Origin of the sequence: Nonomuraea sp. NPDC046570 (assembly GCF_040645915.1) — a bacterium.
Classification (GTDB): domain Bacteria; phylum Actinomycetota; class Actinomycetes; order Streptosporangiales; family Streptosporangiaceae; genus Nonomuraea.
In genome coordinates this window covers 32269-56212 of sequence record NZ_JBEYZF010000038.1, presented here as the reverse complement: position 1 = coordinate 56212, position 23944 = coordinate 32269, and the positions used below count along the sequence as shown (strand labels likewise).

Genomic DNA, 23944 nt, shown 5'->3' with positions numbered 1-23944 from the left:
GGAGCGCCATCAAGCCCACAACAGCCCAGCTCACATACTGTCACCATGACGTTCGAGCTAGACCCCGACACATGGGAACGAACGGGCTAGGAGAAGAACTCAGCGAGCTGTGGGGCGATGGCCGTTGCTTCGACATCGTGGGTTTGTCCGGGAAGGACTGTGTGGCGGGCTGCGGGCAGTGCCTGGGTGAGGGCCTCAGCGGACTGGGTCAGCCAGGGGGTCGTTCCGCCTTCGAGGACGAGTGTCGGCACGGTGAGCTCGGGCAGTCCGGCCGGTAGTGACCAGTCGCCGATGATGGTCGCGTCATAGATCAAGGTGTGCGCGATGCGTTCCATGGAGGGCCAGAAGGGCGCGTCGCGCATAGGGGTGACGAACTCGACGGGCATGCCCACAGCGTCGACCATGAAGGATTCGATCATGTCGCCGCGGCGGTTTTCTGTGAGCAGCTTCTCCAGGTTCTGCCGGTAGTCGGCGCGGACCGGCGGACGGCTGCCTTCGAGGATGAACGGGGCCTCCCAGATGGCGAGCCGGCCGATGTCGGCGCCCCACGCGGCGGCCTTGAGGGCGAGGATCCCGCCGCCGGATGAGCCGAAAACCCTGGCGTCACCGCCCGCCTCCGTGATGAGCGCCTGCAGGTCTTCGTACTCGCGCTCGGGGGCGTAGGAGGCGGAGTCTCCGCTGTCGCCCCGGCCGCGCCGGTCGTAGTTGAAGACGGTGAAGTCCTCGGAGAGGAGTTCGGCGATGCCTGCCAGGGCCCAGTGGTCGGTGGGTCCGGCGGCCATCATGATGATTACGGGTCCGCTGCCGGAGCGGTCGTAGGCGATCTCGGTGCCGTCCTTGGAGACGACTGTCTGCATGTTCATCGCGGTGCCTTTCAGGCGCGGGTGTAGGTGAGGTTGGGGACGCCGGTGCTGAGGAGCTTTGGAGGGGCGGTCGGGTAGTGCGGTTCCTCTGGGGACCTCAGATGTTGGGCCGTCACTTGCGGTTTCGGTAGGCGTCACTGACATACCAGGGGGTCCGACTGCTCGGCGGGGTCGCGGCCCTAGGGCCGGTTGTCTTTCCCGTCGATCCAGAGCGTGTCGGTCTCGTCTCGGTGGGTGCCGCTGGTTCCGATGTGCTTGGCGTCGATCTTCACTCCCTTCTTGATCACATGGACCAGAGCCATCGCGTGCCTGCGGCCCAGGCCATGGTCCTTTTTGAGCCATTCCACAATGGCCCCGGCCTTCGTCGCCGGATCATCGAAGCCGCGCTCGTGGGCGAGTGCGATGAACTGCCGGGGTGTCAGCCCGGTCTTGTCCTCGATCGAATCAAGGTATGCCTGGAATGACATGGGATGTCTCCGTTCTTGTGACGTCAGGCCGGCTGATAGGTCATGTCGACCACACCGGTGGAGAAGGTGGCCGAGCGGGCGAGCGTGAGCGGCACCTGCCTCATGCCTTCGGGGAAGAGCCGCTGTCCGGTGCCCAGCACGATCGGGTGCACCAGCAGTCGCAGCTCGTCGATGAGCCCGGCCTCCAGGAGTGCCCGGGTGAGGCTGATGCTGCCGGAGAGGTTGATGTTCTTACCCGGCTGCTCCTTGAGCTGGGTGACTGCGGCGATGACGTCGCCGTCGATCAGGGCCGAGTTGTGCCAGTCGGCCTTGTCCAGGGTGGCCGAGACCACCAGCTTGCGGATGCCGTTGATCTGGTCGGCCAGCTCGCCGGTCCGTCGCGGCCAGGCCGCGGCGAAGGTCTCGTAGGTCACCCGGCCCATCAGCAGGGTGTCGGCCTCGGCGTGCATGGAGCCGACCGCCGCGCCCATCTCCTCGTTCAGGTAGGGGAAGTGCCACTTCTCCGGTGCTTCGACGACGCCGTCCAGCGACATGAACAGCCCGGCCACGATCTTGCGCGCGGAAGTCATCGTTGAGTACTCCTCAAGGGTGCGGTACCAGGGGTTCTTCCTGGTCACCGTCTTTACGATCCACCGTTGCGGTGGAATGGATCAACACATGATCGCGTTACGGTCGTTTAGTTGAGCTCAAGGGTTGGAGGGGCATGCTGGAGCGGCAGGAGGCCGAGGTGTTCCTGACGCTCGCCGAGGAGTTGCACTTCGGGCGTACGGCCGAGCGGGTGGGGATCACCACCGGCAGGGTGAGCCAGACGATCAAGAAGATGGAACGCCTCGTCGGCGCGGTGCTGTTCGAACGCACCAGCCGCCAGGTCCTGCTGACCCCGATCGGCCGGCAGCTGGCCGATGACCTGAGGCCGCTGGTGGACGGCATGAACGACGCGGTGCGCCGGGCCATCGACTCCGGACGCGGGGTCACCGGAGACCTGCACGTCGGATATCTGAGCGCCACCGCCGGGCAGCTGCTGCTCAAGGCGGTCGCGCTGTTCGCCGCCCGCCACCCCGACTGCGAGGTGCACATCCGTGAGGCCCAGGGCCACGACGCCCTCGCCCGGCTCCGCGGCGGCGACATCGACGTCCTGATCACCGACCTGCTCATCGCCTCCCCACCCGACCTGATCGCCGGCCCGGTCCTGCTGTCGGAGAAGAAGATGCTGGCGGTGGCAGCCGGCCACGCACTGGCCCAGCACGCCTCGGTATCGATGGAGGCGCTCGCCGATCACCCCGTCACGCTGGTGGCGGAGGAGCTGCCCGAGGCGTTCCAGCGGGACCGCAACCCCACGCACACCCCGGCCGGGAAACCCATCCCGCGGGGACCGCGAGCGGCCAGCTTCAACGAGCACCTCACCCTTGTCGCGGCCGGCCGGGGCGTCTTCCCCGTGGGCGAGAACACCCCCCGGTTCTACCCCCGCCCCGACATCGCCTACATCCCCATCACCGACGCCCCGCCACTGCGCTGGGGCCCCCTGTGGCTCAACACCAACACCACCCAACGCGTCCGCGCGTTCGTCCAAGCCGCCCACGACGCCTGCCAAACCACTCCCTAGCGCACACCGCCCCGGCTGCAGGAACGCCCCCGCTCTCTCAGCCCGGGGCCAGCCGGCTGAGATGTTCCCAGGCCCGGTACAGCTCGGCCCGCTCCTGGTCCAGCCGCTGGACCTGGTCGTAGGACCGGCTGCCGACGATGAGGCGCCGGGGCGGATCCGGGAGCGCGGCCAGTCAAGCGCCACCTTGCCCGCGCCGTAGAACCCGACTGTGGCCATGCCGCCGGTGCTGCCCATCGAGGTGACCTACAGGATGCGGCCGGACTGCTGCGCGCGCAGGTGGGGCAACACGGCCTGGGACACCCAGACGGCGCCGAAGAAGTTGACGTCGAGATGGGCCCGGACCTGCTCCTCGGCGGCTTCCTCCACCATCCCGTACAGCAGGCCGCCTGGCGTTGTTGACCACGTCGAGTCGGCGGAAGGCGGCCGCCGCCCGTTCCACTCCGTCGAATAGGGCTTGGCGGTCGGAGACGTCCAGCGACAGCCGGACCAGATCGTCCGGATGCTCGCCGGCCAGATCCTCCAGCGGCTTGATGTTGCGGGCGGCGGTCACCACCCGATCCCCGGCGGAGAGAGCCGCCTCGGTGAACGCTCTGCCCAGACCTCGGGAAGCACCGGTGATGAACCACACTTTGGCGGTCGTCATGGGTCCTATCTCCTCATTCCTGCACATGAGACGGTACGTCTCGGTCCGCTCAGTGTGGGCGCCCGCGTCACCCTTATCAAAACGAACCGGTCCGTCTCGTTTAGGTGTAGTCTGGGCGTATGCCCAACGTCAGGAACCAGGACCACTCCCGGCGCAGCGAACGCTCGCGGCAGGCGATCCTCGAGGCCACCCGCGCGCTGATCTCCGAAGTGGGATACGGGAAGGTCTCGATCGAGGCCATCGCCGCACGGGCGGGCGTCGGCAAGCAGACGATCTACCGGTGGTGGCCGTCCAAAGGCGCCGTGATCTTCGACTCGATCCTGGCGCTCAGCCAGGACGCCGAAGGAGAGGGCATGGCGCTGCCGGACACCGGTGACCTCGAAGCCGACCTGAAGCTGGTGATGCGCGCGACGGCCGCCGAGTTCGCCGACCCTGACTTCGAGCAGCCGATCCGGGCGCTCAACACCGAGATCATCAACGATCCCGACCTCGCCGCCGAGTACCACGACAAGCTGGCCCGTCCCGCGGACGAGGCCAAGAAGGCGCGTTTGCGCAGCGCGCAGCAGGCGGGCCAACTCGCCCCGGACGCCGACCTCGACCTGGTCCTGGAAACGCTCTACGCCCCCCTCTTCCTGCGGTGGCTGCACCGTTCGGGCCCGCTCACCGCCGAGTACGCCGACTCCCTTGTCGACATCACCCTCAGGGCCTTCCGCCCCTGACGACCTCCTTCACGTCAATCTAGGGAGAAGGCGGAGCTGCGCGGCCGTTAGTTCGTCGTCCTCTCCAGAGCGGACGACGACGCGGACAGGCTCGCCGTCCGGCCCGGGGGCCGGGACGTCGTTCGAGCCAAGCGAAAAGGGCATGACGCGCGGCCGTTCCGTAGGGGGATTCCCAAACGGAACACCATAGGTGCCCGTACCGCCCTAGCTAGAGCATCCGGCGATGAAGGGCGTTCGGGCCAACCTGTCGGAGCTCGACTGCTAGTGGGATGTCCGGCTCCTGCCAGGTTGTCGGGCCAGCACGTACCCCAAGGCGATCATCCCGATGCCGAGGAACAGGTGCAGCCAGTTGTCGGCGGTGTTGAGCGGCACGAAGTTGGCCGGGCTCTCAGGGTTGATCACCATGCCGTAGAGCCACAACAGCAGGTAGACGATACCGCCGCCAATCAGATAGGTGCGGGCGCCGTTCCTCGTACGGGCCAGCAGAATGCCGGCGACGCCGAACAGCAGGTGGACGATGTTGTGCAGGATCGACACCTGGAACAGCCCAAGCAGCAGGGCGTCGGAGTGGTGGCCGGCGAACTGCAGGCTGTCGTAGTTGGTGGTGATGCCAGGCACAAACCCCAGGACGCCCACCAGCAGGAACACCAGGCCGACCACGAGCGCGGCGAGTTGAACCGGCGAGCGGGCCACGTGTGCATGTGACGTGCTCATACGAGCCCTCCCCCCTCGAGAGGCTTTGAGAACCTGCCTCTACCCACCGCCAGCACCGGCACACCGAGAAGCCCGCTAACGCGGCGAGGTCAGGGCGCGGGCCGACAGAATTCCGGCGATGCTGCGCGCGGCTGCCAGCGTCCATGTAATACCAACAGACTGCCCAATTGTCATTTAACTTCGCATACGCCCCTCTCTGTCGGGTACCGGCGAGCGCCAGAGAGGAGTAGCCATGACAATGGACGTCATCAACATGATCACCGCAGACCATCGCGACGTGGAGCGGCTTTTCGACCAGCTCAAGAAGAACACCGAGGACCGTCCCGCGCTGCTGGCCGAACTGGCAGCCAAGTTCGTCGCCCACTCCAGAGGGGAGGAGGAACTGGTCTACCCGGAGATCGCCAAGAGGGTCCCCAGCGAGAAGGACCAGGTCCGAGAGGGAGCGGAAGAACACCATGAGGCCGAGCGGATGCTGCTCAGCCTCCTGGACGTCGACCCCGACACGGAGCAGTTCGACACCCTGCTGAACGAGCTCGTCCAGGCGGTCACCCACCACGTGCAGGAGGAGGAAGGCGAGATCCTGCCCGCGCTCAAGAAGGCGGTTCCCTCCCAGCGCCTGGAGGAACTCGGCCGAGCCTTCAGCGAGCGCAAGGCACAGGAGATCCAGCACGGTCTCCCTGCGGGGATCGGTAAGAAATCCGGCACGCGAAATCGGGCAGAGAGCGGCAGCAGCTCCAAGAGGCCGAGCAAGGAGGAGCTGTACCACCGAGCCCAGCAAGCCAAGATCCCGGGCCGCTCATCCATGACCAAGGAAGAACTCACCGAGGCCCTGCAGAAAAGCGGCAAGACCTGACAGCCAGTGGTCAACCCCTGCTGGGCAACACGCCCCAGCAGGGGTCGATCCGGCCATCCGGCTGCTGGCCGCGGTTGATCACGGCGGCGAAGGCAAGATCTACACCGACGCGGTCACTGCGATAACGGTGATCACTGCGACCGCTGATGTGCAGGCCGCCTTTACCGCCGCGGCCCAGATCAGTGGTCTGCTACGGGAGCCGGAGAAAGACCTCGCCGCCCGGCGCGCCAAACTGGCCTCAGAAACCCGGAAGAGCTTGATCGAATCGGCCGTCCCCAGAGGTGACACGTCGACCAGCCGTACCGCAGCGAAAGCCCCGATGGAGCTTCCGCTGCAGTGAGTGTCGGCGAGAGTCACTCCTTCTTGAAGGCGTCCTTCACTTTCTCTCCCGCCTGCTTGAGGTCGGCCTTTGCCTTTTCGGCCTTGCCTTTGGCCTGGAGTGACTTGTTATCGGTTGCTTCTCCGATGCGTTGCTTTATTCTGCCTTTGACTTCTTCGGCCTTCGCCTTTGCTTTGTCTTTCCCGGCCATGCCTTGACCTCCCTTGCCGGACATATTCCACAGAGCATTATAATTCAGCGCATATGGCTTAGCGTCATCAGCACGGAGCGCGGCGGGCCGGCAGCGATCAATTCCCATTGCCGAACCATCAGCGTCACAGAAAGAGGGAGCGCGGCGCGACCCGGCACCCACAGGAGCCGGGGTCGGGGGTGCGCCATCGGATCGCGCCATACCCTGGTCGCTTACTAGTAATTAAAGTTCTGGCAAGAATTGTCGTTCACATCAGAAGGGGCTCTGGCGCGCCGAATTCCTATGGCCGAGCAGGGAAAGCGCGGTCCGGTCAAATCTGTCCAGAAATATGGCCAATAAGGTAAATCGGGGCTCCAGGTGCGGCTCGGGTTGCCGTTCCAGCGGTGCCGGGCCTTGGGGCCGACAAGCCGGGCACCCGCAAGCCGCCCCGAGCCCAGCAGCATGTCCATTTTTACCCACTAAGCGTTTGTCTGTCCTGTTCGAGGGGAGCATTCCGTTGGCTCGTGGGAGTTGCTTCTTCTCTAGCGGCAGATCAGCTCCTGTGATCGCTTTCCCCCTCCAGCAGCACTTGCTGGGTGAGCCGGCGGAGGCGGACAGGAAGGCAAGGAGCGCTAATCATGAAAGACAGAACCCGGGTGGCGGTGGCCATCGTGGCCGGCTATTACCTCGGCCGGCGTCACAAGCTGCGCCTGGCGGCCGCACTCGTAGCGGCCGGGGTAGCCGGTCGGCTGCAGCAGAAGAACGGTGGCCTGTTCGAGGGGGCCATGAAGGTCCTCAGTGCTTCCCCCGAGCTGGAACGCATCGCCGATCGTCTTCGTGGAGACCTGATGCAGGTCGGTAAGGCGGCGGCCGTCGCCGCGACGAGTCGGCAGGTCGACTCGCTGAGTTCAAAGCTCCGTGACCGCGCCGAGGGGCTGCGCCACCCCCCCACGGGTGGGGAAGAGGAGGAGTACGAAGAGGAGCAGCCCAACGAGGAGGAAGAGCGCGAGGAGAAGCCCCCCGCCAGGAAGCCGCGTGGAGCGGCGCCCAAGACCGGGCGTAGCCCCGTGACACGGACAGCAGGCAAGGCACGGAGGTGAGCTTAATGGCCCAGAAGTCAACGGGCGAGAAGGTACAGGAAGCCGTAGCAGAACCGCTCGCGAACCAGCTCGCCCAGGTGTTCCAGAACCTTGCCCAGGCCATGGCCGAACGGTTGTTGCTCTCCTTGTCGGACAGAGTCGACGGAGTGACAAGTCGACTCACCGACTACGCGGAAGGCACTGGAACCGGCCTCCTGGCCGCTCTGACCGGATCCAAGGAGTCGGGCGACGAATCATCGACCAAGGGTGGACGCCTCTCACACGTGAAGGAAACCGTCAAAGGATTGGCGGGAGGGCTGAGCAAGGGAGGCAAGAAGCTGCGGCTCACCAACATCGTCGAATCCATCGACATCGGGGCTCCGGTGCGCGTCGTCTACAACCAGTGGACGCAATTCCAGGACTTCCCGAGCTTCATGAAGAAGGTCGAGAACGTCGAGCAGGCCTCCGACGAAAAGGTCACATGGAGCGCGCAAGTCTTCTTGTCCCATCGGACCTGGGAATCGCAGATCGTCGAACAGGTGCCTGACGACCGGATCATCTGGCGGTCAAAGGGTGACAAGGGCTACGTCGACGGCGCCGTGACGTTCCACGAGATTACCCCCAACCTGACCAAAGTCATTCTCGTACTGGAGTACCACCCGAGAGGCGTGGTCGAGCGGGTGGGGAACATCTGGCGCGCGCAAGGCAGGCGGGCACGTCTCGAGTTCAGGCATTTCGGGCGGCACGTCATGACCGAGACCATGCTCCGGCCCGAGGAGATGGAAGAGAACGGCTGGCGCGGCGAGATACACGACGGCGAGATCGTCGAGGAGCAGGAAGAGGCACCCGAGGAGGAAGAAGAAGAGGAAGGAGAGGAAGAGGAGGCGCCCGAGGAGGGAGAGGAAGAAGAAGCCGAGGAGGAGGAAGAAGAGCCCGAGGAGGAAGAGGAGCCCGAGGAGGAAGAGGAGCCCGAGGAGGAAGAGGAGGAAGCCGAAGAAGAGGAGGAAGAGGAGGAGGAGAAGCCCAAGGAGCGCCCCCAGCGAGGGCGCGCCGGCCGGACTCCGCAGCAGAAGCAGCCGGTTCGCCGCAAGGCTCGAGCTTGACGCGGCCGGGAAAGTAGTGAAGATCGGGGGAACGAATGACGGTGCAACCCGCGTCAGCCGGACCGGCCGGCGGTCCATCAGGCCTGGCCGACGTCATCGACACGATCCTCGACAAGGGGCTTGTCATCGACGCGTACGTCAGGGTCTCGCTCATCGGTATCGAGATTCTGACCGTCGATGCGCGCATCGTCGTCGCCAGCGTTGACACCTACTTGCGCTTCGCCGAAGCAGTGAACCGGCTCGATCTTACGGAGACGGCAGGTCCGGGGCTGCCTGATCTCGTGGGGAACGTGCAGCAAGGCCAAATCAGCGACAAGAGCAAGGAGATGGCTCAAGGCGTGCTGGAGGCGGCCGGAGAAAAGCTGCACGACTTCGTCGGCGACCACGCGAGCGGAGACGAGAAGGCACGGCACCGAGGGCGTAAGGAGGGGTGACATGGCGCAGCCTGTCAAAGCTTCGCAAGCCGCCGATCAGGGCGTCGGGGTCTACATCTACGGCCTGGTACCCGAGGACGTCGAGGTGTCCCCAGACGCGCGCGGCGTGGGCGACGAGCCGGGACAGGTCAGGGTCGTACGGCACGGCGAGATCGCCGCATTGGTGAGTGACATCTCTCCCGACCGCCCACTCGGCACGCCCGACGACCTGCTACGGCACCAGGGACTGCTGGATGCCACGGCCGCCGAGGTCCCTGTGCTGCCGCTCCGTTTCGGCGCCGTGATGACGAGCGTCGAAGCGGTCGTCGACGAACTGCTGACACCTCATCACGACGAGTTCCTCGCCGCCCTGAACGAAATGGAGGGACGAGCCGAGTACGTCGTCAAAGGCCGCTACGTCGAGCAAGCCCTACTGCGCGAGATACTGGACGAAGTCCCCGAGGTTGCGCGACTGCGTGAGGAGATCCAGGGTCTCCCCGAAGAGGCGACTCGCGACGCACGGATCCAACTCGGGGAGTTGATCGAGAAGTCGGTCGCGGCCAAGCGCGAAGCCGACACCGAAACGCTGCTGGAGGATCTCACTTCGGTGTTCGTCTTCGCCGTCATTCGGGATCCTTCTCACGAGCAAGATGCCGTACACCTGGCACTTCTCGTCGATGTGGACCGGCAGGACGACCTTACGCAGGTGGTGAACGAGTTCGCGGAGCGGTGGGCCGGACGGGTCGAGATCCGCCTGCTCGGGCCGCTGGCGCCTTACGACTTCGTCATGACCAGGGCGCCGGGTGATGGCTGATGGGCCTGATCAGCCTCATTTTCGGGTGGCCGCTCGCTCCGGTCCAGGGCGTGATCCGGCTTGGAGAGCTGATTCAGGAACAGATCGAACGAGAACTGCGTGACCCGGCCGTGATCCGACGTCAGTTGGAAGAGATCGAGGAGCGGGCGGCCTACGGGGAGATCTCGGAGGAGGAAGCAGCCCAGGCGGTGGAGCGGATCTTCGAGCAGCTAGCCGGCCGAGAAGGAGAAGAGAGGAGATGATCCTGTGCCTACCAGGCGGGATGTTCCAGAAGGACGGACGGCCGAGAGGGCCAGGAGAGACGATGTCGCCTTCGATGAGAGCCGGAAGAAGCTGAAACGCCGCCCCCGTCCGCTGTCGGCGGCGGCGGCCGGCGATGCGGGTCTGCGGCACATCACCGATCTGACCACCAGCGAGGCACTGGGCGTCACGCTCGTGCAACCGCATGACGACGGATGGCAGGTACAGGTGGAAGTGGTGGAAGACCGCCGCATCCCCTCCTCCGGCGACATCCTGGCGCTCTACGAGACCGAGTTGGACGCCGAGGGAAACCTGCTCTCGTACCGCAGAGTGCGGCGCTACAGGCGTGGAAGCAGCGACATCGGCGGAGCGTCCTGACATGGCCGACTCAAGCCCCGTCGTGCGTCAGCCCTACTCTCCCGCTGGGCGGGAGCCGGCGAACCTGGGTGACATTCTGGAACGAGTCCTCGACAGAGGGATAGTCATCGCGGGCGACATCCGGGTGAATCTCCTGGACATCGAACTGCTGACCATCAAGCTACGGCTGATCATCGCCTCGGTGGACACCGCGCGGGAAATGGGCATCGACTGGTGGGAGCACGATCCGTGGCTCACCGGGAAGAACCGGGAGCTGCTGGAGGAGAACCGTCGGCTCCGTGACCGGCTCGCCATCGCGGAAGGAACTCCGCGCCGCTCGTCGGCAGTGGAGGTGGAATACATCGACGAGACCTCACCCGAAGTGGAAGAGTCCGATGAATGACGTGGGTACGTACCTCTACGCGGTCGCGCCCGAGCCTGGCTCTCCAACTCCAGAAGGCTTGACCGGGGTCGCCGGCGAGCCGGTGCGGACGATCAGCAGTGCCGGTCTCATCGCCTATGTGAGCACCGTTCCTCTGGAGGAGTTCGGCGAAGAGCCTCTACGGCGATCTTTGGAAGATCTGGACTGGCTCGGGAGAACCGCTCGCCTTCACCATCATGTGGTGGAGGCGGTGGCGGAGGCCACTCCTACCGCTCCGGTCCGGCTCGTCACCGTCTACAACGACGAGGAGCAGGTACGCGAGCTTCTGGAGCGGAAGCACGACGATTTCATCGAGGTGCTCTCCCGCATCGCCGATCGCCAGGAATGGGGGGTCAAAGCGTATGTCGATCCGGCAGTGCCGCCTCCCGCCGGGGGACAGGGCGAGGCTGCCACGAAGTCGAGCAGTCCAGGGACGGCGTACCTCAAAAAGCGTCAGGCCAGCTTGCGTACTCGCGAGGAAGAGTGGCGTAAGGCGACCGGGCGTGCCGAACACATCCACGACGTTCTCAGGTCCGTCGCCGTGGCAAGCCGGCGGCATCATCCCCAGGACCCTGAGTTGTCGGGCCGTACCGAATGGATGGCTCTCAACGCCTCCTACCTGGTCGACCGCGAGCGCAGCGCAGAATTCGGGCGCCTCGTCGACAGCCTGCGCGGCGAGGGAATCGACGTGGAACTCACCGGTCCGTGGGTGCCGTACTCGTTCACCGCGCCCATCGAGACAGTGGAAGGGAGAGCGCCAGATGACGGACCGTGAACCGCGCGGCGCGGTACTCGCCACCGAAGGCCGCCTGCCACCGGAACGAGTGGCGCTGGTGGACCTGCTGGATCGGCTGCTCGCGGGCGGGGTCGTCGTGAGCGGGGACCTGGTCATCTCGATCGCGGAGATCGATCTCGTCCGCATCTCACTGCGCGCGTTGATCATGTCCGTACGGGAGGCCGACACGATAGAGGGCGCGAGACGACATGACTAGCACCGTGGGCCCTCGGCCCCCACAGTCGAAACGCATCCGCATCGAGGCGGACTCCGAAGCGGTGCAACGAGACCTGTCACGCCTCGTTCTCACTCTTGTCGAACTCATCCGCCAGCTCGTGGAGCGCCAGTCCGTCCGGCGGATGGAACAGGGAGATCTGTCGGACGAACAGATAGAAGCGCTGGGCGTGACCTTGATGCGCCTGGAAGAGGCCATGACCGAGCTGTGCGAGCGATTCGAGCTGTCCCCATCAGACCTGAACCTCGACCTGGGACCACTCGGCACCCTCCTGCCCCGCTCTTGAGACGGGCTTATGGGACGCCGAAAGCATCAGCCGGTCGAGGCAGGGATATCGAAGAGGAGAAGGTCATGCCGCGAGGATCCAGTGCCAAGCGGGAGCGACAGTACGAGCACATCAAGGAGAGCGCGAAGAAGCGGGGAGAGAGCACAAAGCGGGCGAAGGAGATCGCGGCTCGCACGGTGAACAAGGAAAGGGCCCGTGCCGGGGAGTCGCGCACGGCCAGCCGTACCTCGATCGAGGACATCTCCTCTGGCCGGCGCGGCGGCCTGCGCTCGCATTCCGGCGCCGGTGGCCGTACAAAGGAGCAGTTGTACGCCGAGGCCAGGCGGCGGGGCATCAAGGGCCGTTCGTCTATGAACAAGGCGCAGCTGGAGAAGGCCCTCAGCTGAGCGGCAGACGCGTCAAACCAGCCCTGAAGGTGCCTAGGTGCCGTCCGGTGCGTGCTGGCGAACGCGATGGGTACCCGGCTAGAGGACGACTCCCTGGGGAAGACCGAGGTCGCGGTGGCCGTCGTGGAAGGCGTTGGCGGCCTCGATGGTACGCATCCAGTCGTAGAACACTTCCTTCACCGTCAGCGTTTCGATGCCCTGGGCGTCCAGGCGTCGCAAGCCGGCCTCGTGCGCGGGGCCGGGCGAAAAGGTGGCGTCGTGGACGACGGCCACGCGCTTGCCGGCTTCGTGGAGCCGGATCGCCGAGTGGGCGACGCAGATGTCGGTCTCCAGGCCGACCAGGACCAGCGTGCCGCGTCCTGTGGCGTTGATGGCGGCGGCGATGTCGGGGTTGTCCCACGCGGAGAAGGCGTTCTTCGGCAAGGTCACCGCGCTGGATGGCAGTGCCTTCCTGATGGCTTCCTCGGTGTGGTCGTTCCAGGCCGGGTCCTCCTCGGTGACCACGACGGGAACGCCCAGGCTGCTTGCCACCTTGGTGAGCCAGGCGATCCGTTCGACGATGTGGTGGAACTGCAGCCGGTCCACATCCAGCCGCTTGGGGCGGTAGAAGTTGGTCTGGACGTCAATGATCACCAGGGCGGAGTCGTCACGGTCGAGCAGCGGCATGGTCGTTCTTCCTCATCGGGTCGGCTCAGGCCACCCAGCTTAGGGATGCCCGCAGGTCCAGGACTCGTGTGGCGATACGAACCGGCCGCAACCGGTTCGTCGCCACTGCCAAGATGCGCTGGTTGTGCCGGAAATAGGGTTGCCGCCTACCCATCCCGGACGGTGACGAGGGGCTCGCTCCTCGGTAGCGAGCCCCGGAGTCCGGCGTCACGATTGGTGCATGATTCGGCCGGCCTTCATCACCAGCTTCAGGTGCTTGTCCGGTCGGGCCAGTACGGCGATGTCATTCAGCGGGTCGCCCTCCACCATCAGGATGTCGGCACAGGCACCGGGTGTGATCTCGCCGATGCGGCCCTGCAGTCCGACGAGTCGTGCGGCGACGGACGTGGCGGAGCGGATGACGTCGATGGTGGGTTGAACCGCAGCGCGGATACTGAACTCCTCGCTCTGGTGCGGGTGCATGCCGCCCAGAAGGTCGCTGCCGAAAACGATCTCGACACCTCCGCGGTGGGCCAGCTCCAGGGCGCGGAGTCCGTGTTCGAGCACGTCGGAGACCTTGCGATGGCTGCCTTCCGGCAGGCCGTGCCGCGGCCCCTCCTCGGCCAGCGCCCGGTAGGTGACCAGGGTCGGGACGTAGAAAGCACCCTGCTGCTTGAACAGCTCGATGCTGGTCTCGTCGAGAAGATTGCCGTGTTCGATACTGCGTACGCCGCAGAGCAGCGCGCGATTGATGGCACGTGCGGTGTAGGCGTGCCCCGCGACGTACCGGTTGGCCGCCTCCGCTTCTTCGACGGCGGCCCGGATCTCGTCCAGCGACAGCTGGGTGGAGTCCACCCGGTCGGTCGGGGAGGCCACCCCGCCTGACAGCATCAGTTTGATGTGGTGCGCGCCGGTACGCAGTTGCTCGCGAGCGGCCTTGCGGACCTCGTCAGCGCCGTCGCACACCACGCCCACCCCGGCGCGACAGGGATGATCGTCGGTCACGATCCGGCTGGGATGGCGCATGTCTCCGTGACCGCCGGTCTGCGAGAGCGCCTTACCGCCGAACAGCAGGCGCGGACCGGGGAAGTACCCCTCCCGGACGGCGTCGGCCAGGCCATGGTCGGCGCCGCCCATGTCGCGCACGGTGGTGAAGCCGCGGTGCAGCATGTCCCGCAGGATGTGGCCGGCCCGAGCGGCCACATAGGTCGGTGACCATTCGGCCAGCGCGGACATGTCAGCGGTGGAGGCGGTCACATGCACGTGGCCGTCGATGAGCCCGGGAAGGACGGTGCGCCCTTTCGCGTCTATGACGATGCTCTCGGGAAGCGCCTTGATCTCACCCCCGCCGATCTCCGCGATCGAGTCATCGGCAATGAGGATGTTCGTCCCCTCGAGGTACTCGCCTCCGTGTACATCGAGCACCCTGGCGTTGGTGATCAGAACACTGGTCATGACGCCGCCTTTCCGAGCGGGCTCGTGCGTACACCCGGGCGCAGGCGTCGCCAGGGCAAGTCGGCCGGGTCGGCGGCGACGGGGCCGGGTGCCGCGGCGACAAGGACGGCTTCGGCGCCGGCGGTGAAGTCGGCGCGGAAATGAACCGAGCTCTTGAGCACGACGATTCGTTCCCGTTCCGGCCGGATGCCGAGCATGCGGAGCTGTGCACGGTCTATGAGCTGCACCTTCGTACTGATCACCCCCACTCGCACCGGGCCGATGCGCAGGCAGGCGCTCGGCCCGGAATCGATCTCGGTGCCGTGCATCATCGGGCCCTCGAAACGGCACCGGCCGTCGGAAAGATGCTCGATCACAAACATCCCTTCGTATGGCTCCGCGCCGGTGATGCCCGGATGCCCGCCGAGCGCGATGCCGATGGTCGCGCCCGGTCCTGCGGCATGGGCCGCCGCCGCCGCGGCGGGATCCCAGATCGCGGCCAAGGCGGCAGGCGCGTCGGCGTTCACCAGCGCGCGGAGCATGCCGGTCGTACGGGCGTCCCCGCCGGCGCCGGGATTGTCCTGGGTGTCGGCGATCACCACCGGACGGGAGGCGCCGTCGGCGATTCTGCTCGCTTCGGCGATCGCCTCGGCGGGCGACAGCAGGCTGACCCGCCAGTCGGCCTCGCGCCGGACGATGTCCTCGTAGAGCGTGTCGAGCTTGCCGCGCAACGCGTCGGCGTCGGTGCCGTACCCCCACACGGCGGGGCCGCATTCGGGGAAGTCCGTGGCCGGAAAGCCCGCCGCGAAGGACAGGCAGGTGCCGTCCCGGTTCAGCCGATCGAGGCTGCCGTAGACGCTACGGGCGGGTTCCAGCTCGGTGCACCCACTGTTGACCGGGATGAGGAAGGGGATCCGGCGCCACTCCAGGTGAAGGCGTTCGCCAGAGCACAACCGCAGCAGCAGTTCGGCTGCCCTACGACCGGTCTCGGCCATGTCGACGTGCGGGTATGTACGGAGTCCCACCGCGGCGTCCACGGTGGACATCATGCGCTCGGTGACGTTGGCGTGCAGATCCAGGCTCACCACGATCGGGACGTCACCGCCCACGATCGCGCGCAGCCGGGTGAGCAGTTCGCCTTCGCCGTCGTCGAGGTGCTCGGCCGCCATCGCGCCGTGCAGGTCGAGGTAGATCGCGGCCGGACGGATGGTTCGCGCCGCGTCGAGGATCTCCCCGGCGATGCGCTCATAGGCGTCGCGGGTGACTCGCCCGGACGGGCAGGTTCCCGCCCAGATCACGGGTACGACGTCGTGGCCGTGCGCTCGCATGGCGGTGAGAAACCCGCCCATCGCGATGTTGACCTCTTCCAGCTGGTAGAGCGCCTCTCCCCGGCGCAGCGCGGGAAATCCTTCTCCGTTGACGAAGCTGTCGTAGGTCGCCGGTGTCGTGGCGAAGGTGTTGGTCTCGTGCTGGAACCCGGCGACCATGATGCGCACGGTCGATCCTCTCTGTGATGGTGAACGTCGGTGGTGAACGCCGTCAGCGGGTTCGGGCGGGAAGGCGGGTGGCGGCGATGCCGATGCCGCTGGCCAGCAACATCCCGACCAGGACGAGCAGCCCTGCGAGGTCGCCGCCGGTGGCTTCCCTGAGGAAGCCGAGCAGCGACGGGCTGACGAAACCGCCCAGCAGCCCGATGCTGTTGATCAGTGCGATGCCTCCCGCGGCGGCCGTCCCGGACAGATACAGCGAGGGAATCGACCAGAACACCGCATAGGATCCCCAGCTGCACGCGGTCGAGATCACGATCGCCGTCAACGCGATGGCGAGCTGGTCGGTGGTGAACGCGGCGATGGCCATGGCCACCGCGCCGACGATCGCGGGAACCGCGCTGTGCAGGCGACGTTCACCGCGCCGGTCGGAGCGCCTGCTCAGCACGATCATCATGACGATCGAAGCGGCGTACGGCAGCGCCGAATACAGGCCGACGGCCCTGATGCTCTCGACTCCGCTGTCGGCCAGGATCGTCGGCAACCAGAAGATCGCCCCGTACATTCCGCTGATCAGGAAGAAGTAGCTCACCGCGAGGCCGTAGACGCGCGGGTCGCGCAGGACCTGACGGAACTCGTGCTTCCCTTGCGGATTACGCGCCGCGTCGACGTCCTGCTTCACCAGCGCCTTCTCCTCGTCGCTGAGCCACCGGGCCTGGGCGGGCGAGTCGGCGAGGGTGCGCCACACGACGAACCCCAGCAGTACCGTGGGCAGCCCTTCGAGGACGAACATCCACTGCCACCCGGCCAAGCCCCACGCGCCGTCGAATGCGGTCATGATCCATGTGGAGACCACTCCACCGAACATGGAGCTGATGGGACCTGCGAGCATGAACAACGCCGTGGGCGCGGCCAGCCGTACGGCTGGATACCAGTAGCTGAGGAAGAAGATGATGCCCGGCGCGAAGCCGGCCTCGAACACGCCGAGCAGGAATCGCAGGACCAGGAAGCTGGTCATGTCCTGCACGAACATCATCCCGGCGGAGGTCAGACCCCAGAGGATCATGATCCGCATGATGGTCTTGCGGGTGCCGATCTTGGTCAGCATCAGGTTGCTGGGCACTTCGAACAGGACGTAGCCGAGGAAGAAGATCCCAGCGCCGAGGCCGTAGGCAGCCTCGCTGATCCCGATGTCCTCGCTCATCTGGAGCTTCGCGAAGCTGAGGTTGACGCGGTCCAAAGCCGCGAATACGTAGCAGACCAGCAGCAGCGGCAGCAGTCGCGTGCCGATCTTGCGGTAAAGCGCGTCACGGCGGCTGTCGCGCCGAGTGTCGCTGGGGGTGTTGGCCATGGTGCACTCCGTCCTGGTGTCGTCGCCGAGTGGGGCGTCGTCAAAGCGTGCACGCAATGTCGGATATGGTGCGGAAACTGATGGATACCGACTGATGGCCTGATCTAAATGTTGAGAAATGACAGCGAGACCGGGCTGTTGGACGAGACCGATCTGGCTCTGGTGGACGCGTTGCAGATCAACCCGCGGGTGAGCTGGACCAAGCTCGGTCGCGTGCTGGGGGTGGCTCCGATCACCCTGGCCCGTCGATGGCAGCGGCTCGAGGACGCCGGCGCGGCGTGGGTGAGCATCGCGAACAGCAACGCGCGCGCCCACGGCGGGATCATCGAACTCACCTGCTCGCCCGGCACCGAGATGGAGGTCGCCACGCGTCTGGCGGAACTGCCCTATGTCAGCACGGTCGGCATCACCAGCGGCGAATACCACGTCTTCGCCAACATCGTCGCGTCGACCCTGGCCGCCACGACGAACGTCCTGCTGAACGGCTTGCCGCGGTTGCCGCACGTGATCCGGATGCGCAGCCACGTGTTCGGCGGTCTCTTCGGCGGAATGGTCTGGCGCCTGGGCGTGATGAACAGTACGCAGACCGAGCAGATACGTGAGGCCATCGGCCCGCCGCCGCAGGAGATCCGCCCGTTCGGGCTACTTGACCGAGCGTTGTTCCTGGCCCTCAGCCGCGACGGGCGGCGTACTTACACCGATCTCGCCGAGGAACTCGGTACCACTCCGCAGGCGGTCCGGCGCCGGCTCGACCGGCTCCAGCGCAACGGTGACATCGCCTTCCGCTGTGACGTCGCGCGGAGGCTCGCCGGATGGCACTCGATGGCGTTCCTGTGGCTGACCATCCCGGACACCGACCTGCGAGCCGTGGGGTCCCGCCTGGCCGACTGGCCGGAGACCCGGATGTGCGCGGCCGTCGCCAGTTCGACCAACCTCGCTCTCATCGTCAACCTGCGCTCCTTCGAGCACCTCGAGGAGCTGCTGATCCGGCTCACCAGGGGATTCCCCAGCGTTTCCGTCACCGAACGACGGCTGATCCTGCGGCAAGTGAAGATCTACGGCCGCATGGTGGACGAGGACGGGCGGTGCGTCCAAGTGATCCCGGCCGACCCGTGGGCCGCGATCGACCCTCGGCAAGGCGTCGCTTTGGAGCCTGTGTCCAAAGGAACTGATGGCTGAGTACATCTAGGCGAGCGCCCAGGCGACATCCCTGAGCAGGGCGTGTCGCCATCCCGCTCGATCGTGGCCGGAGGCCGACCGCGAGACCCGCACGGTCGCGCCGGCCTGTTCGGCCAGGGTCTCGACCAGTTCGCAGTGCGGCAGCATCCGCGTCTCGTGTTCCCCCACGTCGAACGCGACCCGCAGTCCGGACAGATCGGGGCGCTCCCGCAGGCGCGTGGCGATGGCACCGCCGACCGGGCCGCTCATGGGGTCCGCCAGGTTCACGGCGTCGGGCGTCCACCAGAACGACGCCGACTGGCATGCGACGCCGGACACGAGATCCGGGAACTCCAGTGCCCCGTACATCGCGCTCAGTCCGCCGAGGCTCTGCCCGGTGACCACCAGCCGGTCGCGGTCTGCAGGTACGCCGCTTTCGGCTACCAGCGGCAGCAGTTCGTCCCGGATCGCCTCCCACAGTTCGGGCCTGCATCCGAACTCGGCGTCCCTGGCCTGGGCGGGCAGGAAGATGAGCGTGACGGCGGGCATCTCGCCTTGGGCGATGGCCGAGTCGAACGCGGTCATGGCCGGGTGCAGGTACAGCCAGTCGTCCCCGTCGAGCAGCAGGACCATCGGTCCGCCACCGCCCGCCGGGTGGACTCGCACGGTGCGCCGTCCGCCGAGCCGTTCGCTGGTCCAGCGGAGGCGGGTGCGCGGGAGGGGCAGGACGTCGGCGGCGCCGATGGCAGGCCAGTGCGGCTGGGCAGGGGCGTCCGGGGTCGCGGCGATGGACCGGTCACCGCCCGCGCCGACCGGGTTGAACGGGTCGGCGTACGCCGCGTCGTCTGTGCGGAACCGGTAGGTCACCCGCAGCCGCGCGGGCATGACCACCTCGGCGTACCAGCAGTCCGTGTCGCCCCATCGGCGTAGCGGTACCGGCTCCGACCAGCTCTCGAAGCCGATGCTCGCCGGGGAGCCGCGCCACAGGAACAGGGTCACCCACCCGCCGCCGTCGCCGGCGGGTACGGACACGGGTGTCCTCGCCGCCGCCCAGAACTCGTCGGTACCGGGTTTCCCGGCAAGCCCGAACCTGGCGAAGGTGTTCTCCATGCGCACTCCCCTACTCCTTCGGCGCCAACCAAGGATAGCTTTACCTAAATTGATGGGGAGCGGATGGTGGCTGCGGTTCTGCCCCAGTGGCCGTGCGTCCCCGGTGGATCGAAGGGATGACGTACGTCGACATGGTTGCGACTGTGGAGAAACGTCCCGCGGCCGGGGCCATGGAGACCCGCTGGCGGCGGGTTGTGGGGGTGGGCGCGCTTGTCGTGATCCTCGTGGTCGCGGGGGCGGTGTCGATGGCGGTCGGCGCGCGCGCGTTGAGTCCCGCGGAGGTGTGGCAGGGGTTGTTCGCGGTGCCGGGCTCCGACCAGCGGCTCACCGAGATCACGCTCATCGTGCAGTCCGTACGGGTGCCCCGGACCGTGCTCGCGATCGTGGCGGGCGTCGCCTTGGGGGTCGCCGGGGCGTTGATCCAGGGGTACACGCGTAACCCGATCGCCGACACAGGGTTGCTGGGGCTGAACGCCGGAGCCTCGTTCGCCGTGGTATCGGTGATCAGCCTGTTCGGGCTCACCAATCCGTACCAGTACGTCTGGTTCGCCTTCCTCGGGGCGGGGGTCGCCGGTGTCATCGTGTTCGGGCTGGCGAGCATCGGCCAGGGGGCGGGGAGCCCGTTGACGCTCGCGCTGGCCGGGCAGGGGATCGCGGTCTTCCTGGCGGCGATGACCACGGCGGTCTCGCTGACGGACCAGGCGTCGCTGAACGCGCTGCGGTTCTGGAACGCGGGCACGGTGGCCGGTGTCGGATTCGACGTCATCTGGCCGGTGGTCGCGTTCGTCGTGGTCGGGTTGGTGCTGGCGCTGACCACACTGCCCGCCCTCAACCTGCTCAACCTGGGTGACGATGTGGCGCGCGGGCTGGGGGTGAACATCGCGCTGAGCCGGACCATCGGGATCGTCGCCATCACCCTGCTGGCGGGCGCGACGACGGCAGCGTGCGGCCCTATCGCGTTTCTCGGGCTCATGGTGGCCCACTTCGCCCGGTATCTCACCGGGCCGGACTATCGCTGGCTGGTGCCGTACGCGGGGCTGCTCGGCGCGGTTGTCCTGCTGGTCTGTGACATGGTGGGGCGCGTGGTGACGCGGCCGGGTGAGTTGCAGGCGGGCATCGTCGTCGCTCTCGTCGGCGCCCCGTTCTTCGCGGCGCTGGTGTGGCGCGGAAAGTTCAAGAAGGCATGAACGAGACAACGGTGAAGCGGTCGGTGGCACCAGGCGTACGGCTCGGCCGCGCGTCGTTCGTGTGGCGGCCCTGGATGGTGTTCGTCACGCTGCTGCTGATGGCGGCGACCTTTCTGGTGTTCTGCCTGTCCATCGGCGTCGGGGACTTCCCCATCGGCCTGCCCCAGGTGATCGCCACGATCTTCGGCCAGGGTGAGCGGGTCGACGAGTTCGTGGTCATGGACCTGCGGATGCCGCGTGCCCTGGCCGGGCTCATCGTGGGGGTCGCGCTGGGGGTGTCCGGGGCGATCACGCAGTCCATCGCGCGCAACCCGTTGGCCAGCCCGGACATTCTGGGGATCACCGGGGGCGCGAGCGCGGTCGCGGTGTTCCTGGTGACGGTGTCGGGTGGGGCCGCCGCGGCGATCGTCAGCTCCGTGGGCCTGTCCGCGGCGGCACTCGCGGGCGGGCTCGGCACGGGTCTGCTGGTGTACTTCCTGGCGTGGCGGCGCGGGATCGACGGCCTCCGGCTCATCCTCATCGGCATCTCGGTGAGCGCTGTGATGGAGGCGATCAGGGTCTGGCTGCTGGTCACGGCCGACATCCGGGACGTGGCCCGGGCCCAGGCGTGGTTGGTCGGCTCGCTGGACAACCGATCGTGGGGCGAGGTCTGGGTGGCACTGTGGTGCACGCTCGCCCTCATGGCCATCGTGTCGTATGTCGCGTTCCACCTGAGGCCGATGCACTTCGGTGACGAGGTCGCGGCGGGCCTGGGTGTCCGATACTCGATGGTGCGGGCGGTCCTGCTGTTGTGCGCGGTGCTGCTGGCCGGTGTGGCGGTGAGCGCGGCGGGCCCGGTCCCGTTCGTCGCGCTGGTGGCGCCGCAGGTGGCGATGCGGCTGTCGCGGTACCCGACGCCACCGCTGCTGGCCTCCGGGCTGGTGGGCGCGCTGCTGTTGATCGGCTCGGACCTGGTGGCGCGTACGGCGCTGCCGGTCACTCTCCCGGTCGGCGTGGTCACCGCCGCGATCGGCGGCCCCTTCCTCGTCTACCTGCTGGTTCGGGCGAACCTCAGAAAAGGGATGTGAAGTTAGGCTAACCTAAGTAAAGTGGGCCTGTGATCACGCATAACCTCACCGAAGTCAAGTTCGGGCTCAAGGACGTCTCACGACTGGCGGCCAAGGGTGTCACCGTCGGCTACGGCGGCCGGGTCGTCATCGACAACCTCGACGTGGTGATCCCGCCAGGCGTGATCACCACGATCATCGGCCCCAACGGCTGCGGGAAGTCCACCCTGTTGCGGACCCTGTCGCGACTGCTCAAGGCGACCAAGGGGACGGTCGTGCTGGACGGTGAGGACATCGTCAAGCTCAAGACCAGGGATGTCGCGAAGAAGCTCGGCCTGCTCCCCCAGGCCCCGGTCGCGCCGGAGGGGCTGACGGTGGCCGACCTGGTCGCCAGGGGGCGCCATCCGCACCAGAGTTGGCTGCGGCAGTGGTCATCGGACGATGCCGCCGTCGTGGAGCGCGCGCTGGCCATGACCGGGGTGTCCGACCTGGCCGACCGCCCGGTCGACGCGCTGTCCGGTGGACAGCGTCAGCGCGTCTGGATCTCGATGACCCTGGCCCAGGGCACCGACCTGCTGTTGCTGGACGAGCCGACCACCTATCTGGACCTGGCGCACGCGATCGATGTGATCGACCTGGTGGACGACCTGCACGAGTCGGGGTGCACCGTGGTCATGGTGCTGCACGACCTCAACCTGGCCACGCGCTACAGCGACAACCTGATCGTGATGAAGTCGGGGTCGATTCTGGCGCAGGGGCACCCGCGTGACGTGATCACCGCTGACCTGCTGCACGAGGCGTTCGGGTTGCGTGCCAGGGTGATCGACGATCCGGTGAGTGACCGGCCGCTCATCGTGCCGATCGGTCGCAGCCATGTCAGCCTCGACAAGAGACAGTGAGGTTAGCCTAACCTAATCCCTGCGTGTTACGGTTTGCCTGCCCTTTGTCAGGGCCGCAGCGGATAGCACGAAAGCAAGGGATTCCGGATGCTTCTCCACCGAACGACAGTTACGACGACCTTGCGGCGGTTTGTGGCAGCGCTGTCCACCGCGGCCCTCGGCGTCGGCCTCCTCGCGGGATGCGGTTCCGACTCGGCGGACAAGCCGACGGTCACCACCGCGGCCACCACGGGCGGCGCGTTCCCGGTCACCGTGGAGCACGCGTTCGGGTCCACCCAGATCACCAAGGCCCCCCAGCGGGTCGTCTCCGTCGGCTACACCGATGACCAGGCCATCCTGGCGCTCGGCGTGAAGCCGGTCGGCATGGTCGACCAGTACGCGAACCCGCCGGGCAAGACTCCCGACATCAACACGCAGTGGCCTTGGGTGAAGGACAAGTGGGGCGACACCCGCCCCGAGGTCGTCATGAACAACGGGGACTCCGGCCCGAACTACGAGAAGATCGCCGCCCTGCGACCGGACCTGATCATCGCGGTCTACTCCGAAATCGACCAGGCCGCCTACGACCGGCTCTCCAAGATCGCCCCGACGGTGGGCCGTACCAAGACCGAGGCGGAGCCGTTCAGCGCGCCGTGGCAGGACAACGCGGTGCACATCGCCAAGGCGCTCGGCAAGGCGGACGAGGGCGCGAAGCTGGTCAAGGGCATCGAGGACAAGCTCGACGCGGCCCGTAAGGCGAACCCGGAGTTCGCGAACCAGACCGCGGTCGCGGTGTCCTGGTACAAGAACTCGGTCGCGCCGTTCACCACCACCGACGTGCGCGGACGCATGGTGTCGGGCATCGGCTTCAAGGGCGCGACGGCGATCGACGAGATCGCCGGCGGCAGCTTCTACACCGTGCTGTCCCCTGAGCGCATCGACCTGATCGACGTCGACCGCATCTTCGTCATCGCCGACCAGGCGGACCAGGACGCGCTGAAGAAGTTCAAGCTGTTCGCCAACCTGCCCGCGGTCAAGGGCGGCAAGGTGTCGTACCTGCTGGACAGCGAGGGCCCGGCGATCGGCGCGGCCATGTCGCAGGGCACCCTGCTGTCCCTGCCGTACGCGATCGACGAGCTCGTCAAGTCGGTCGGCTAGATGCCGGTGA

At 66.7% G+C, this 23944-nt stretch carries 31 protein-coding genes and 1 pseudogene; 20 read left to right on the top strand and 12 right to left on the bottom strand.

The genetic code is table 11. The features are described from left to right. Positions 1-86: 86 nt before the first annotated feature. The 3 genes from ABZ911_RS36570 to ABZ911_RS36560 all read right to left on the bottom strand — a co-directional run bounded on the left by ABZ911_RS36570 (position 87) and on the right by ABZ911_RS36560 (position 1899). Complete coding sequence (locus tag ABZ911_RS36570) at positions 87-863, bottom strand: alpha/beta hydrolase (RefSeq protein ID WP_358066920.1); 777 nt, start codon at positions 861-863, stop codon at positions 87-89. A 179-nt stretch (positions 864-1042) separates the two neighbouring features. Then, complete coding sequence (locus ABZ911_RS36565) at positions 1043-1330, bottom strand: DUF4287 domain-containing protein (RefSeq protein ID WP_358066917.1); 288 nt, start codon at positions 1328-1330, stop codon at positions 1043-1045. Positions 1331-1353: 23 nt separating this feature from the next. After that, positions 1354-1899, bottom strand: a complete 546-nt coding sequence (locus ABZ911_RS36560; RefSeq protein WP_358066914.1) for a dihydrofolate reductase family protein — start codon at positions 1897-1899, stop codon at positions 1354-1356. 134 nt (positions 1900-2033) lie between these two features. Here ABZ911_RS36560 and ABZ911_RS36555 point away from each other — a divergent pair, with 134 nt between their 5' ends. Beyond that, positions 2034-2933 carry a LysR family transcriptional regulator gene (locus ABZ911_RS36555; RefSeq protein WP_358066912.1) on the top strand — a complete coding sequence of 300 codons (900 nt, stop codon included), beginning with the start codon at positions 2034-2036 and terminating at the stop codon, positions 2931-2933. Between the two features lie 243 nt (positions 2934-3176). Here ABZ911_RS36555 and ABZ911_RS36550 read toward each other — a convergent pair whose 3' ends face one another. Then, complete coding sequence (locus tag ABZ911_RS36550) at positions 3177-3302, bottom strand: SDR family NAD(P)-dependent oxidoreductase (RefSeq protein ID WP_358066909.1); 126 nt, start codon at positions 3300-3302, stop codon at positions 3177-3179. Between the two features lie 31 nt (positions 3303-3333). Then, positions 3334-3576, bottom strand: a pseudogene (locus tag ABZ911_RS36545) (SDR family NAD(P)-dependent oxidoreductase); the annotation flags it as partial. 119 nt (positions 3577-3695) lie between these two features. Here ABZ911_RS36545 and ABZ911_RS36540 point away from each other — a divergent pair. Next, positions 3696-4295, top strand: coding sequence for a TetR/AcrR family transcriptional regulator (locus tag ABZ911_RS36540; protein ID WP_358066906.1), 600 nt, complete (start codon positions 3696-3698; stop codon positions 4293-4295). Between the two features lie 261 nt (positions 4296-4556). On the opposite strand, the gene ABZ911_RS36535 is transcribed toward ABZ911_RS36540, so the two are convergent. Continuing rightward, positions 4557-5009, bottom strand: coding sequence for a DUF4383 domain-containing protein (locus ABZ911_RS36535; protein ID WP_358066904.1), 453 nt, complete (start codon positions 5007-5009; stop codon positions 4557-4559). A gap of 232 nt (positions 5010-5241) precedes the next feature. Between ABZ911_RS36535 and ABZ911_RS36530 the strand changes: the two genes are divergently transcribed. Together ABZ911_RS36530 and ABZ911_RS36525 are read left to right on the top strand one after the other, a co-directional pair. Beyond that, the gene (locus tag ABZ911_RS36530; RefSeq protein ID WP_358066901.1) at positions 5242-5862 is read left to right on the top strand and encodes a hemerythrin domain-containing protein; all 621 of its coding nucleotides are present in this window, start codon (positions 5242-5244) and stop codon (positions 5860-5862) included. A 127-nt stretch (positions 5863-5989) separates the two neighbouring features. After that, positions 5990-6202 (top strand): hypothetical protein, encoded by a 213-nt coding sequence (locus ABZ911_RS36525; protein WP_358066899.1) that lies wholly within the window; start codon positions 5990-5992, stop codon positions 6200-6202. 13 nt (positions 6203-6215) lie between these two features. On the opposite strand, the gene ABZ911_RS36520 is transcribed toward ABZ911_RS36525, so the two are convergent. Further along, the gene (locus ABZ911_RS36520; protein WP_358066896.1) at positions 6216-6500 is read right to left on the bottom strand and encodes a CsbD family protein; all 285 of its coding nucleotides are present in this window, start codon (positions 6498-6500) and stop codon (positions 6216-6218) included. A 509-nt stretch (positions 6501-7009) separates the two neighbouring features. Between ABZ911_RS36520 and ABZ911_RS36515 the strand changes: the two genes are divergently transcribed. The 11 genes from ABZ911_RS36515 to ABZ911_RS36465 all read left to right on the top strand — a co-directional run bounded on the left by ABZ911_RS36515 (position 7010) and on the right by ABZ911_RS36465 (position 12480). Beyond that, positions 7010-7471, top strand: coding sequence for a hypothetical protein (locus tag ABZ911_RS36515; RefSeq protein ID WP_358066894.1), 462 nt, complete (start codon positions 7010-7012; stop codon positions 7469-7471). Positions 7472-7476: 5 nt separating this feature from the next. After that, complete coding sequence (locus ABZ911_RS36510) at positions 7477-8553, top strand: SRPBCC family protein (protein ID WP_358066891.1); 1077 nt, start codon at positions 7477-7479, stop codon at positions 8551-8553. Between the two features lie 35 nt (positions 8554-8588). Continuing rightward, positions 8589-8987: a gas vesicle protein GvpJ gene (gene gvpJ, locus ABZ911_RS36505; RefSeq protein WP_358066888.1), complete on the top strand. Its 399-nt coding sequence runs from the start codon at positions 8589-8591 to the stop codon at positions 8985-8987. A 1-nt stretch (position 8988) separates the two neighbouring features. Beyond that, positions 8989-9780, top strand: a complete 792-nt coding sequence (locus ABZ911_RS36500; RefSeq protein ID WP_358066885.1) for a GvpL/GvpF family gas vesicle protein — start codon at positions 8989-8991, stop codon at positions 9778-9780. Next, positions 9780-10022, top strand: coding sequence for a gas vesicle protein GvpG (locus tag ABZ911_RS36495; protein ID WP_358066882.1), 243 nt, complete (start codon positions 9780-9782; stop codon positions 10020-10022). The genes ABZ911_RS36500 and ABZ911_RS36495 overlap by 1 nt, the downstream gene beginning before the upstream one ends. Before the next feature lie 4 nt (positions 10023-10026). Then, positions 10027-10398 carry a gas vesicle protein GvpO gene (gene gvpO, locus ABZ911_RS36490; RefSeq protein WP_358066879.1) on the top strand — a complete coding sequence of 124 codons (372 nt, stop codon included), beginning with the start codon at positions 10027-10029 and terminating at the stop codon, positions 10396-10398. A gap of 1 nt (position 10399) precedes the next feature. After that, positions 10400-10780: a gas vesicle protein GvpJ gene (gene gvpJ / locus ABZ911_RS36485; protein WP_358066876.1), complete on the top strand. Its 381-nt coding sequence runs from the start codon at positions 10400-10402 to the stop codon at positions 10778-10780. Beyond that, on the top strand, positions 10773-11573 hold the full coding sequence (locus ABZ911_RS36480; protein ID WP_358066873.1) for a GvpL/GvpF family gas vesicle protein: 801 nt from the start codon (positions 10773-10775) through the stop codon (positions 11571-11573). The genes gvpJ (ABZ911_RS36485) and ABZ911_RS36480 overlap by 8 nt, the downstream gene beginning before the upstream one ends. Continuing rightward, the gene (locus tag ABZ911_RS36475) at positions 11560-11790 is read left to right on the top strand and encodes a gas vesicle protein (RefSeq protein ID WP_358066870.1); all 231 of its coding nucleotides are present in this window, start codon (positions 11560-11562) and stop codon (positions 11788-11790) included. The genes ABZ911_RS36480 and ABZ911_RS36475 overlap by 14 nt, the downstream gene beginning before the upstream one ends. Further along, positions 11783-12094 (top strand): gas vesicle protein K, encoded by a 312-nt coding sequence (locus ABZ911_RS36470; RefSeq protein ID WP_358066867.1) that lies wholly within the window; start codon positions 11783-11785, stop codon positions 12092-12094. The genes ABZ911_RS36475 and ABZ911_RS36470 overlap by 8 nt, the downstream gene beginning before the upstream one ends. Positions 12095-12159: 65 nt before the next feature. After that, positions 12160-12480 (top strand): plasmid stabilization protein, encoded by a 321-nt coding sequence (locus ABZ911_RS36465; RefSeq protein ID WP_358066865.1) that lies wholly within the window; start codon positions 12160-12162, stop codon positions 12478-12480. A 78-nt stretch (positions 12481-12558) separates the two neighbouring features. Here ABZ911_RS36465 and ABZ911_RS36460 read toward each other — a convergent pair whose 3' ends face one another. The 4 genes from ABZ911_RS36460 to ABZ911_RS36445 form a co-directional block, all read right to left on the bottom strand. Further along, the gene (locus tag ABZ911_RS36460) at positions 12559-13146 is read right to left on the bottom strand and encodes an isochorismatase family protein (RefSeq protein ID WP_358066862.1); all 588 of its coding nucleotides are present in this window, start codon (positions 13144-13146) and stop codon (positions 12559-12561) included. A 207-nt stretch (positions 13147-13353) separates the two neighbouring features. Continuing rightward, the gene (locus tag ABZ911_RS36455) at positions 13354-14580 is read right to left on the bottom strand and encodes an amidohydrolase family protein (RefSeq protein WP_358066859.1); all 1227 of its coding nucleotides are present in this window, start codon (positions 14578-14580) and stop codon (positions 13354-13356) included. Continuing rightward, positions 14577-16046 (bottom strand): M81 family metallopeptidase, encoded by a 1470-nt coding sequence (locus ABZ911_RS36450; RefSeq protein WP_358066939.1) that lies wholly within the window; start codon positions 16044-16046, stop codon positions 14577-14579. Before ABZ911_RS36450 ends, ABZ911_RS36455 begins: the two co-directional genes overlap by 4 nt. A gap of 52 nt (positions 16047-16098) precedes the next feature. Continuing rightward, positions 16099-17454, bottom strand: coding sequence for an MFS transporter (locus ABZ911_RS36445; RefSeq protein ID WP_358066856.1), 1356 nt, complete (start codon positions 17452-17454; stop codon positions 16099-16101). Between the two features lie 81 nt (positions 17455-17535). Here ABZ911_RS36445 and ABZ911_RS36440 point away from each other — a divergent pair, with 81 nt between their 5' ends. Further along, on the top strand, positions 17536-18576 hold the full coding sequence (locus ABZ911_RS36440; protein WP_358066854.1) for an AsnC family transcriptional regulator: 1041 nt from the start codon (positions 17536-17538) through the stop codon (positions 18574-18576). Positions 18577-18582: 6 nt separating this feature from the next. On the opposite strand, the gene ABZ911_RS36435 is transcribed toward ABZ911_RS36440, so the two are convergent. After that, positions 18583-19665, bottom strand: coding sequence for an alpha/beta hydrolase-fold protein (locus ABZ911_RS36435; protein WP_358066851.1), 1083 nt, complete (start codon positions 19663-19665; stop codon positions 18583-18585). A gap of 143 nt (positions 19666-19808) precedes the next feature. Between ABZ911_RS36435 and ABZ911_RS36430 the strand changes: the two genes are divergently transcribed. The 4 genes from ABZ911_RS36430 to ABZ911_RS36415 all read left to right on the top strand — a co-directional run bounded on the left by ABZ911_RS36430 (position 19809) and on the right by ABZ911_RS36415 (position 23934). Beyond that, complete coding sequence (locus ABZ911_RS36430; protein WP_358066848.1) at positions 19809-20852, top strand: iron ABC transporter permease; 1044 nt, start codon at positions 19809-19811, stop codon at positions 20850-20852. Further along, positions 20849-21919, top strand: coding sequence for an iron chelate uptake ABC transporter family permease subunit (locus ABZ911_RS36425; protein WP_358066846.1), 1071 nt, complete (start codon positions 20849-20851; stop codon positions 21917-21919). The genes ABZ911_RS36430 and ABZ911_RS36425 overlap by 4 nt, the downstream gene beginning before the upstream one ends. Positions 21920-21948: 29 nt before the next feature. Then, positions 21949-22797 carry an ABC transporter ATP-binding protein gene (locus ABZ911_RS36420; protein ID WP_358066843.1) on the top strand — a complete coding sequence of 283 codons (849 nt, stop codon included), beginning with the start codon at positions 21949-21951 and terminating at the stop codon, positions 22795-22797. A gap of 132 nt (positions 22798-22929) precedes the next feature. After that, the gene (locus tag ABZ911_RS36415; protein WP_358066840.1) at positions 22930-23934 is read left to right on the top strand and encodes an iron-siderophore ABC transporter substrate-binding protein; all 1005 of its coding nucleotides are present in this window, start codon (positions 22930-22932) and stop codon (positions 23932-23934) included. The last annotated feature ends 10 nt before the right edge of the window (positions 23935-23944 follow it).

What these genes read in the sequence shown, in the direction of transcription:
- ABZ911_RS36540 (WP_358066906.1), top strand. Translation starts at nt 3,696, where the DNA reads ATGCCCAACGTCAGGAACCAGGACCACTCCCGGCGCAGCGAACGCTCG.
- ABZ911_RS36550 (WP_358066909.1), bottom strand. Translation starts at nt 3,302, where the DNA reads ATGGTGGAGGAAGCCGCCGAGGAGCAGGTCCGGGCCCATCTCGACGTC.
- ABZ911_RS36470 (WP_358066867.1), top strand. Translation starts at nt 11,783, where the DNA reads ATGACTAGCACCGTGGGCCCTCGGCCCCCACAGTCGAAACGCATCCGC.
- ABZ911_RS36480 (WP_358066873.1), top strand. Translation starts at nt 10,773, where the DNA reads ATGAATGACGTGGGTACGTACCTCTACGCGGTCGCGCCCGAGCCTGGC.
- ABZ911_RS36520 (WP_358066896.1), bottom strand. Translation starts at nt 6,500, where the DNA reads ATGGGAATTGATCGCTGCCGGCCCGCCGCGCTCCGTGCTGATGACGCT.
- ABZ911_RS36560 (WP_358066914.1), bottom strand. Translation starts at nt 1,899, where the DNA reads ATGACTTCCGCGCGCAAGATCGTGGCCGGGCTGTTCATGTCGCTGGAC.
- ABZ911_RS36510 (WP_358066891.1), top strand. Translation starts at nt 7,477, where the DNA reads ATGGCCCAGAAGTCAACGGGCGAGAAGGTACAGGAAGCCGTAGCAGAA.
- ABZ911_RS36500 (WP_358066885.1), top strand. Translation starts at nt 8,989, where the DNA reads ATGGCGCAGCCTGTCAAAGCTTCGCAAGCCGCCGATCAGGGCGTCGGG.
- ABZ911_RS36455 (WP_358066859.1), bottom strand. Translation starts at nt 14,580, where the DNA reads ATGACCAGTGTTCTGATCACCAACGCCAGGGTGCTCGATGTACACGGA.
- ABZ911_RS36465 (WP_358066865.1), top strand. Translation starts at nt 12,160, where the DNA reads ATGCCGCGAGGATCCAGTGCCAAGCGGGAGCGACAGTACGAGCACATC.
- gvpJ (WP_358066876.1), top strand. Translation starts at nt 10,400, where the DNA reads ATGGCCGACTCAAGCCCCGTCGTGCGTCAGCCCTACTCTCCCGCTGGG.
- ABZ911_RS36460 (WP_358066862.1), bottom strand. Translation starts at nt 13,146, where the DNA reads ATGCCGCTGCTCGACCGTGACGACTCCGCCCTGGTGATCATTGACGTC.
- ABZ911_RS36530 (WP_358066901.1), top strand. Translation starts at nt 5,242, where the DNA reads ATGACAATGGACGTCATCAACATGATCACCGCAGACCATCGCGACGTG.
- ABZ911_RS36515 (WP_358066894.1), top strand. Translation starts at nt 7,010, where the DNA reads ATGAAAGACAGAACCCGGGTGGCGGTGGCCATCGTGGCCGGCTATTAC.
- ABZ911_RS36435 (WP_358066851.1), bottom strand. Translation starts at nt 19,665, where the DNA reads ATGGAGAACACCTTCGCCAGGTTCGGGCTTGCCGGGAAACCCGGTACC.
- ABZ911_RS36425 (WP_358066846.1), top strand. Translation starts at nt 20,849, where the DNA reads ATGAACGAGACAACGGTGAAGCGGTCGGTGGCACCAGGCGTACGGCTC.
- ABZ911_RS36565 (WP_358066917.1), bottom strand. Translation starts at nt 1,330, where the DNA reads ATGTCATTCCAGGCATACCTTGATTCGATCGAGGACAAGACCGGGCTG.
- gvpJ (WP_358066888.1), top strand. Translation starts at nt 8,589, where the DNA reads ATGACGGTGCAACCCGCGTCAGCCGGACCGGCCGGCGGTCCATCAGGC.
- ABZ911_RS36450 (WP_358066939.1), bottom strand. Translation starts at nt 16,046, where the DNA reads ATGGTCGCCGGGTTCCAGCACGAGACCAACACCTTCGCCACGACACCG.
- ABZ911_RS36495 (WP_358066882.1), top strand. Translation starts at nt 9,780, where the DNA reads ATGGGCCTGATCAGCCTCATTTTCGGGTGGCCGCTCGCTCCGGTCCAG.
- ABZ911_RS36475 (WP_358066870.1), top strand. Translation starts at nt 11,560, where the DNA reads ATGACGGACCGTGAACCGCGCGGCGCGGTACTCGCCACCGAAGGCCGC.
- ABZ911_RS36555 (WP_358066912.1), top strand. Translation starts at nt 2,034, where the DNA reads ATGCTGGAGCGGCAGGAGGCCGAGGTGTTCCTGACGCTCGCCGAGGAG.
- ABZ911_RS36535 (WP_358066904.1), bottom strand. Translation starts at nt 5,009, where the DNA reads ATGAGCACGTCACATGCACACGTGGCCCGCTCGCCGGTTCAACTCGCC.
- ABZ911_RS36570 (WP_358066920.1), bottom strand. Translation starts at nt 863, where the DNA reads ATGAACATGCAGACAGTCGTCTCCAAGGACGGCACCGAGATCGCCTAC.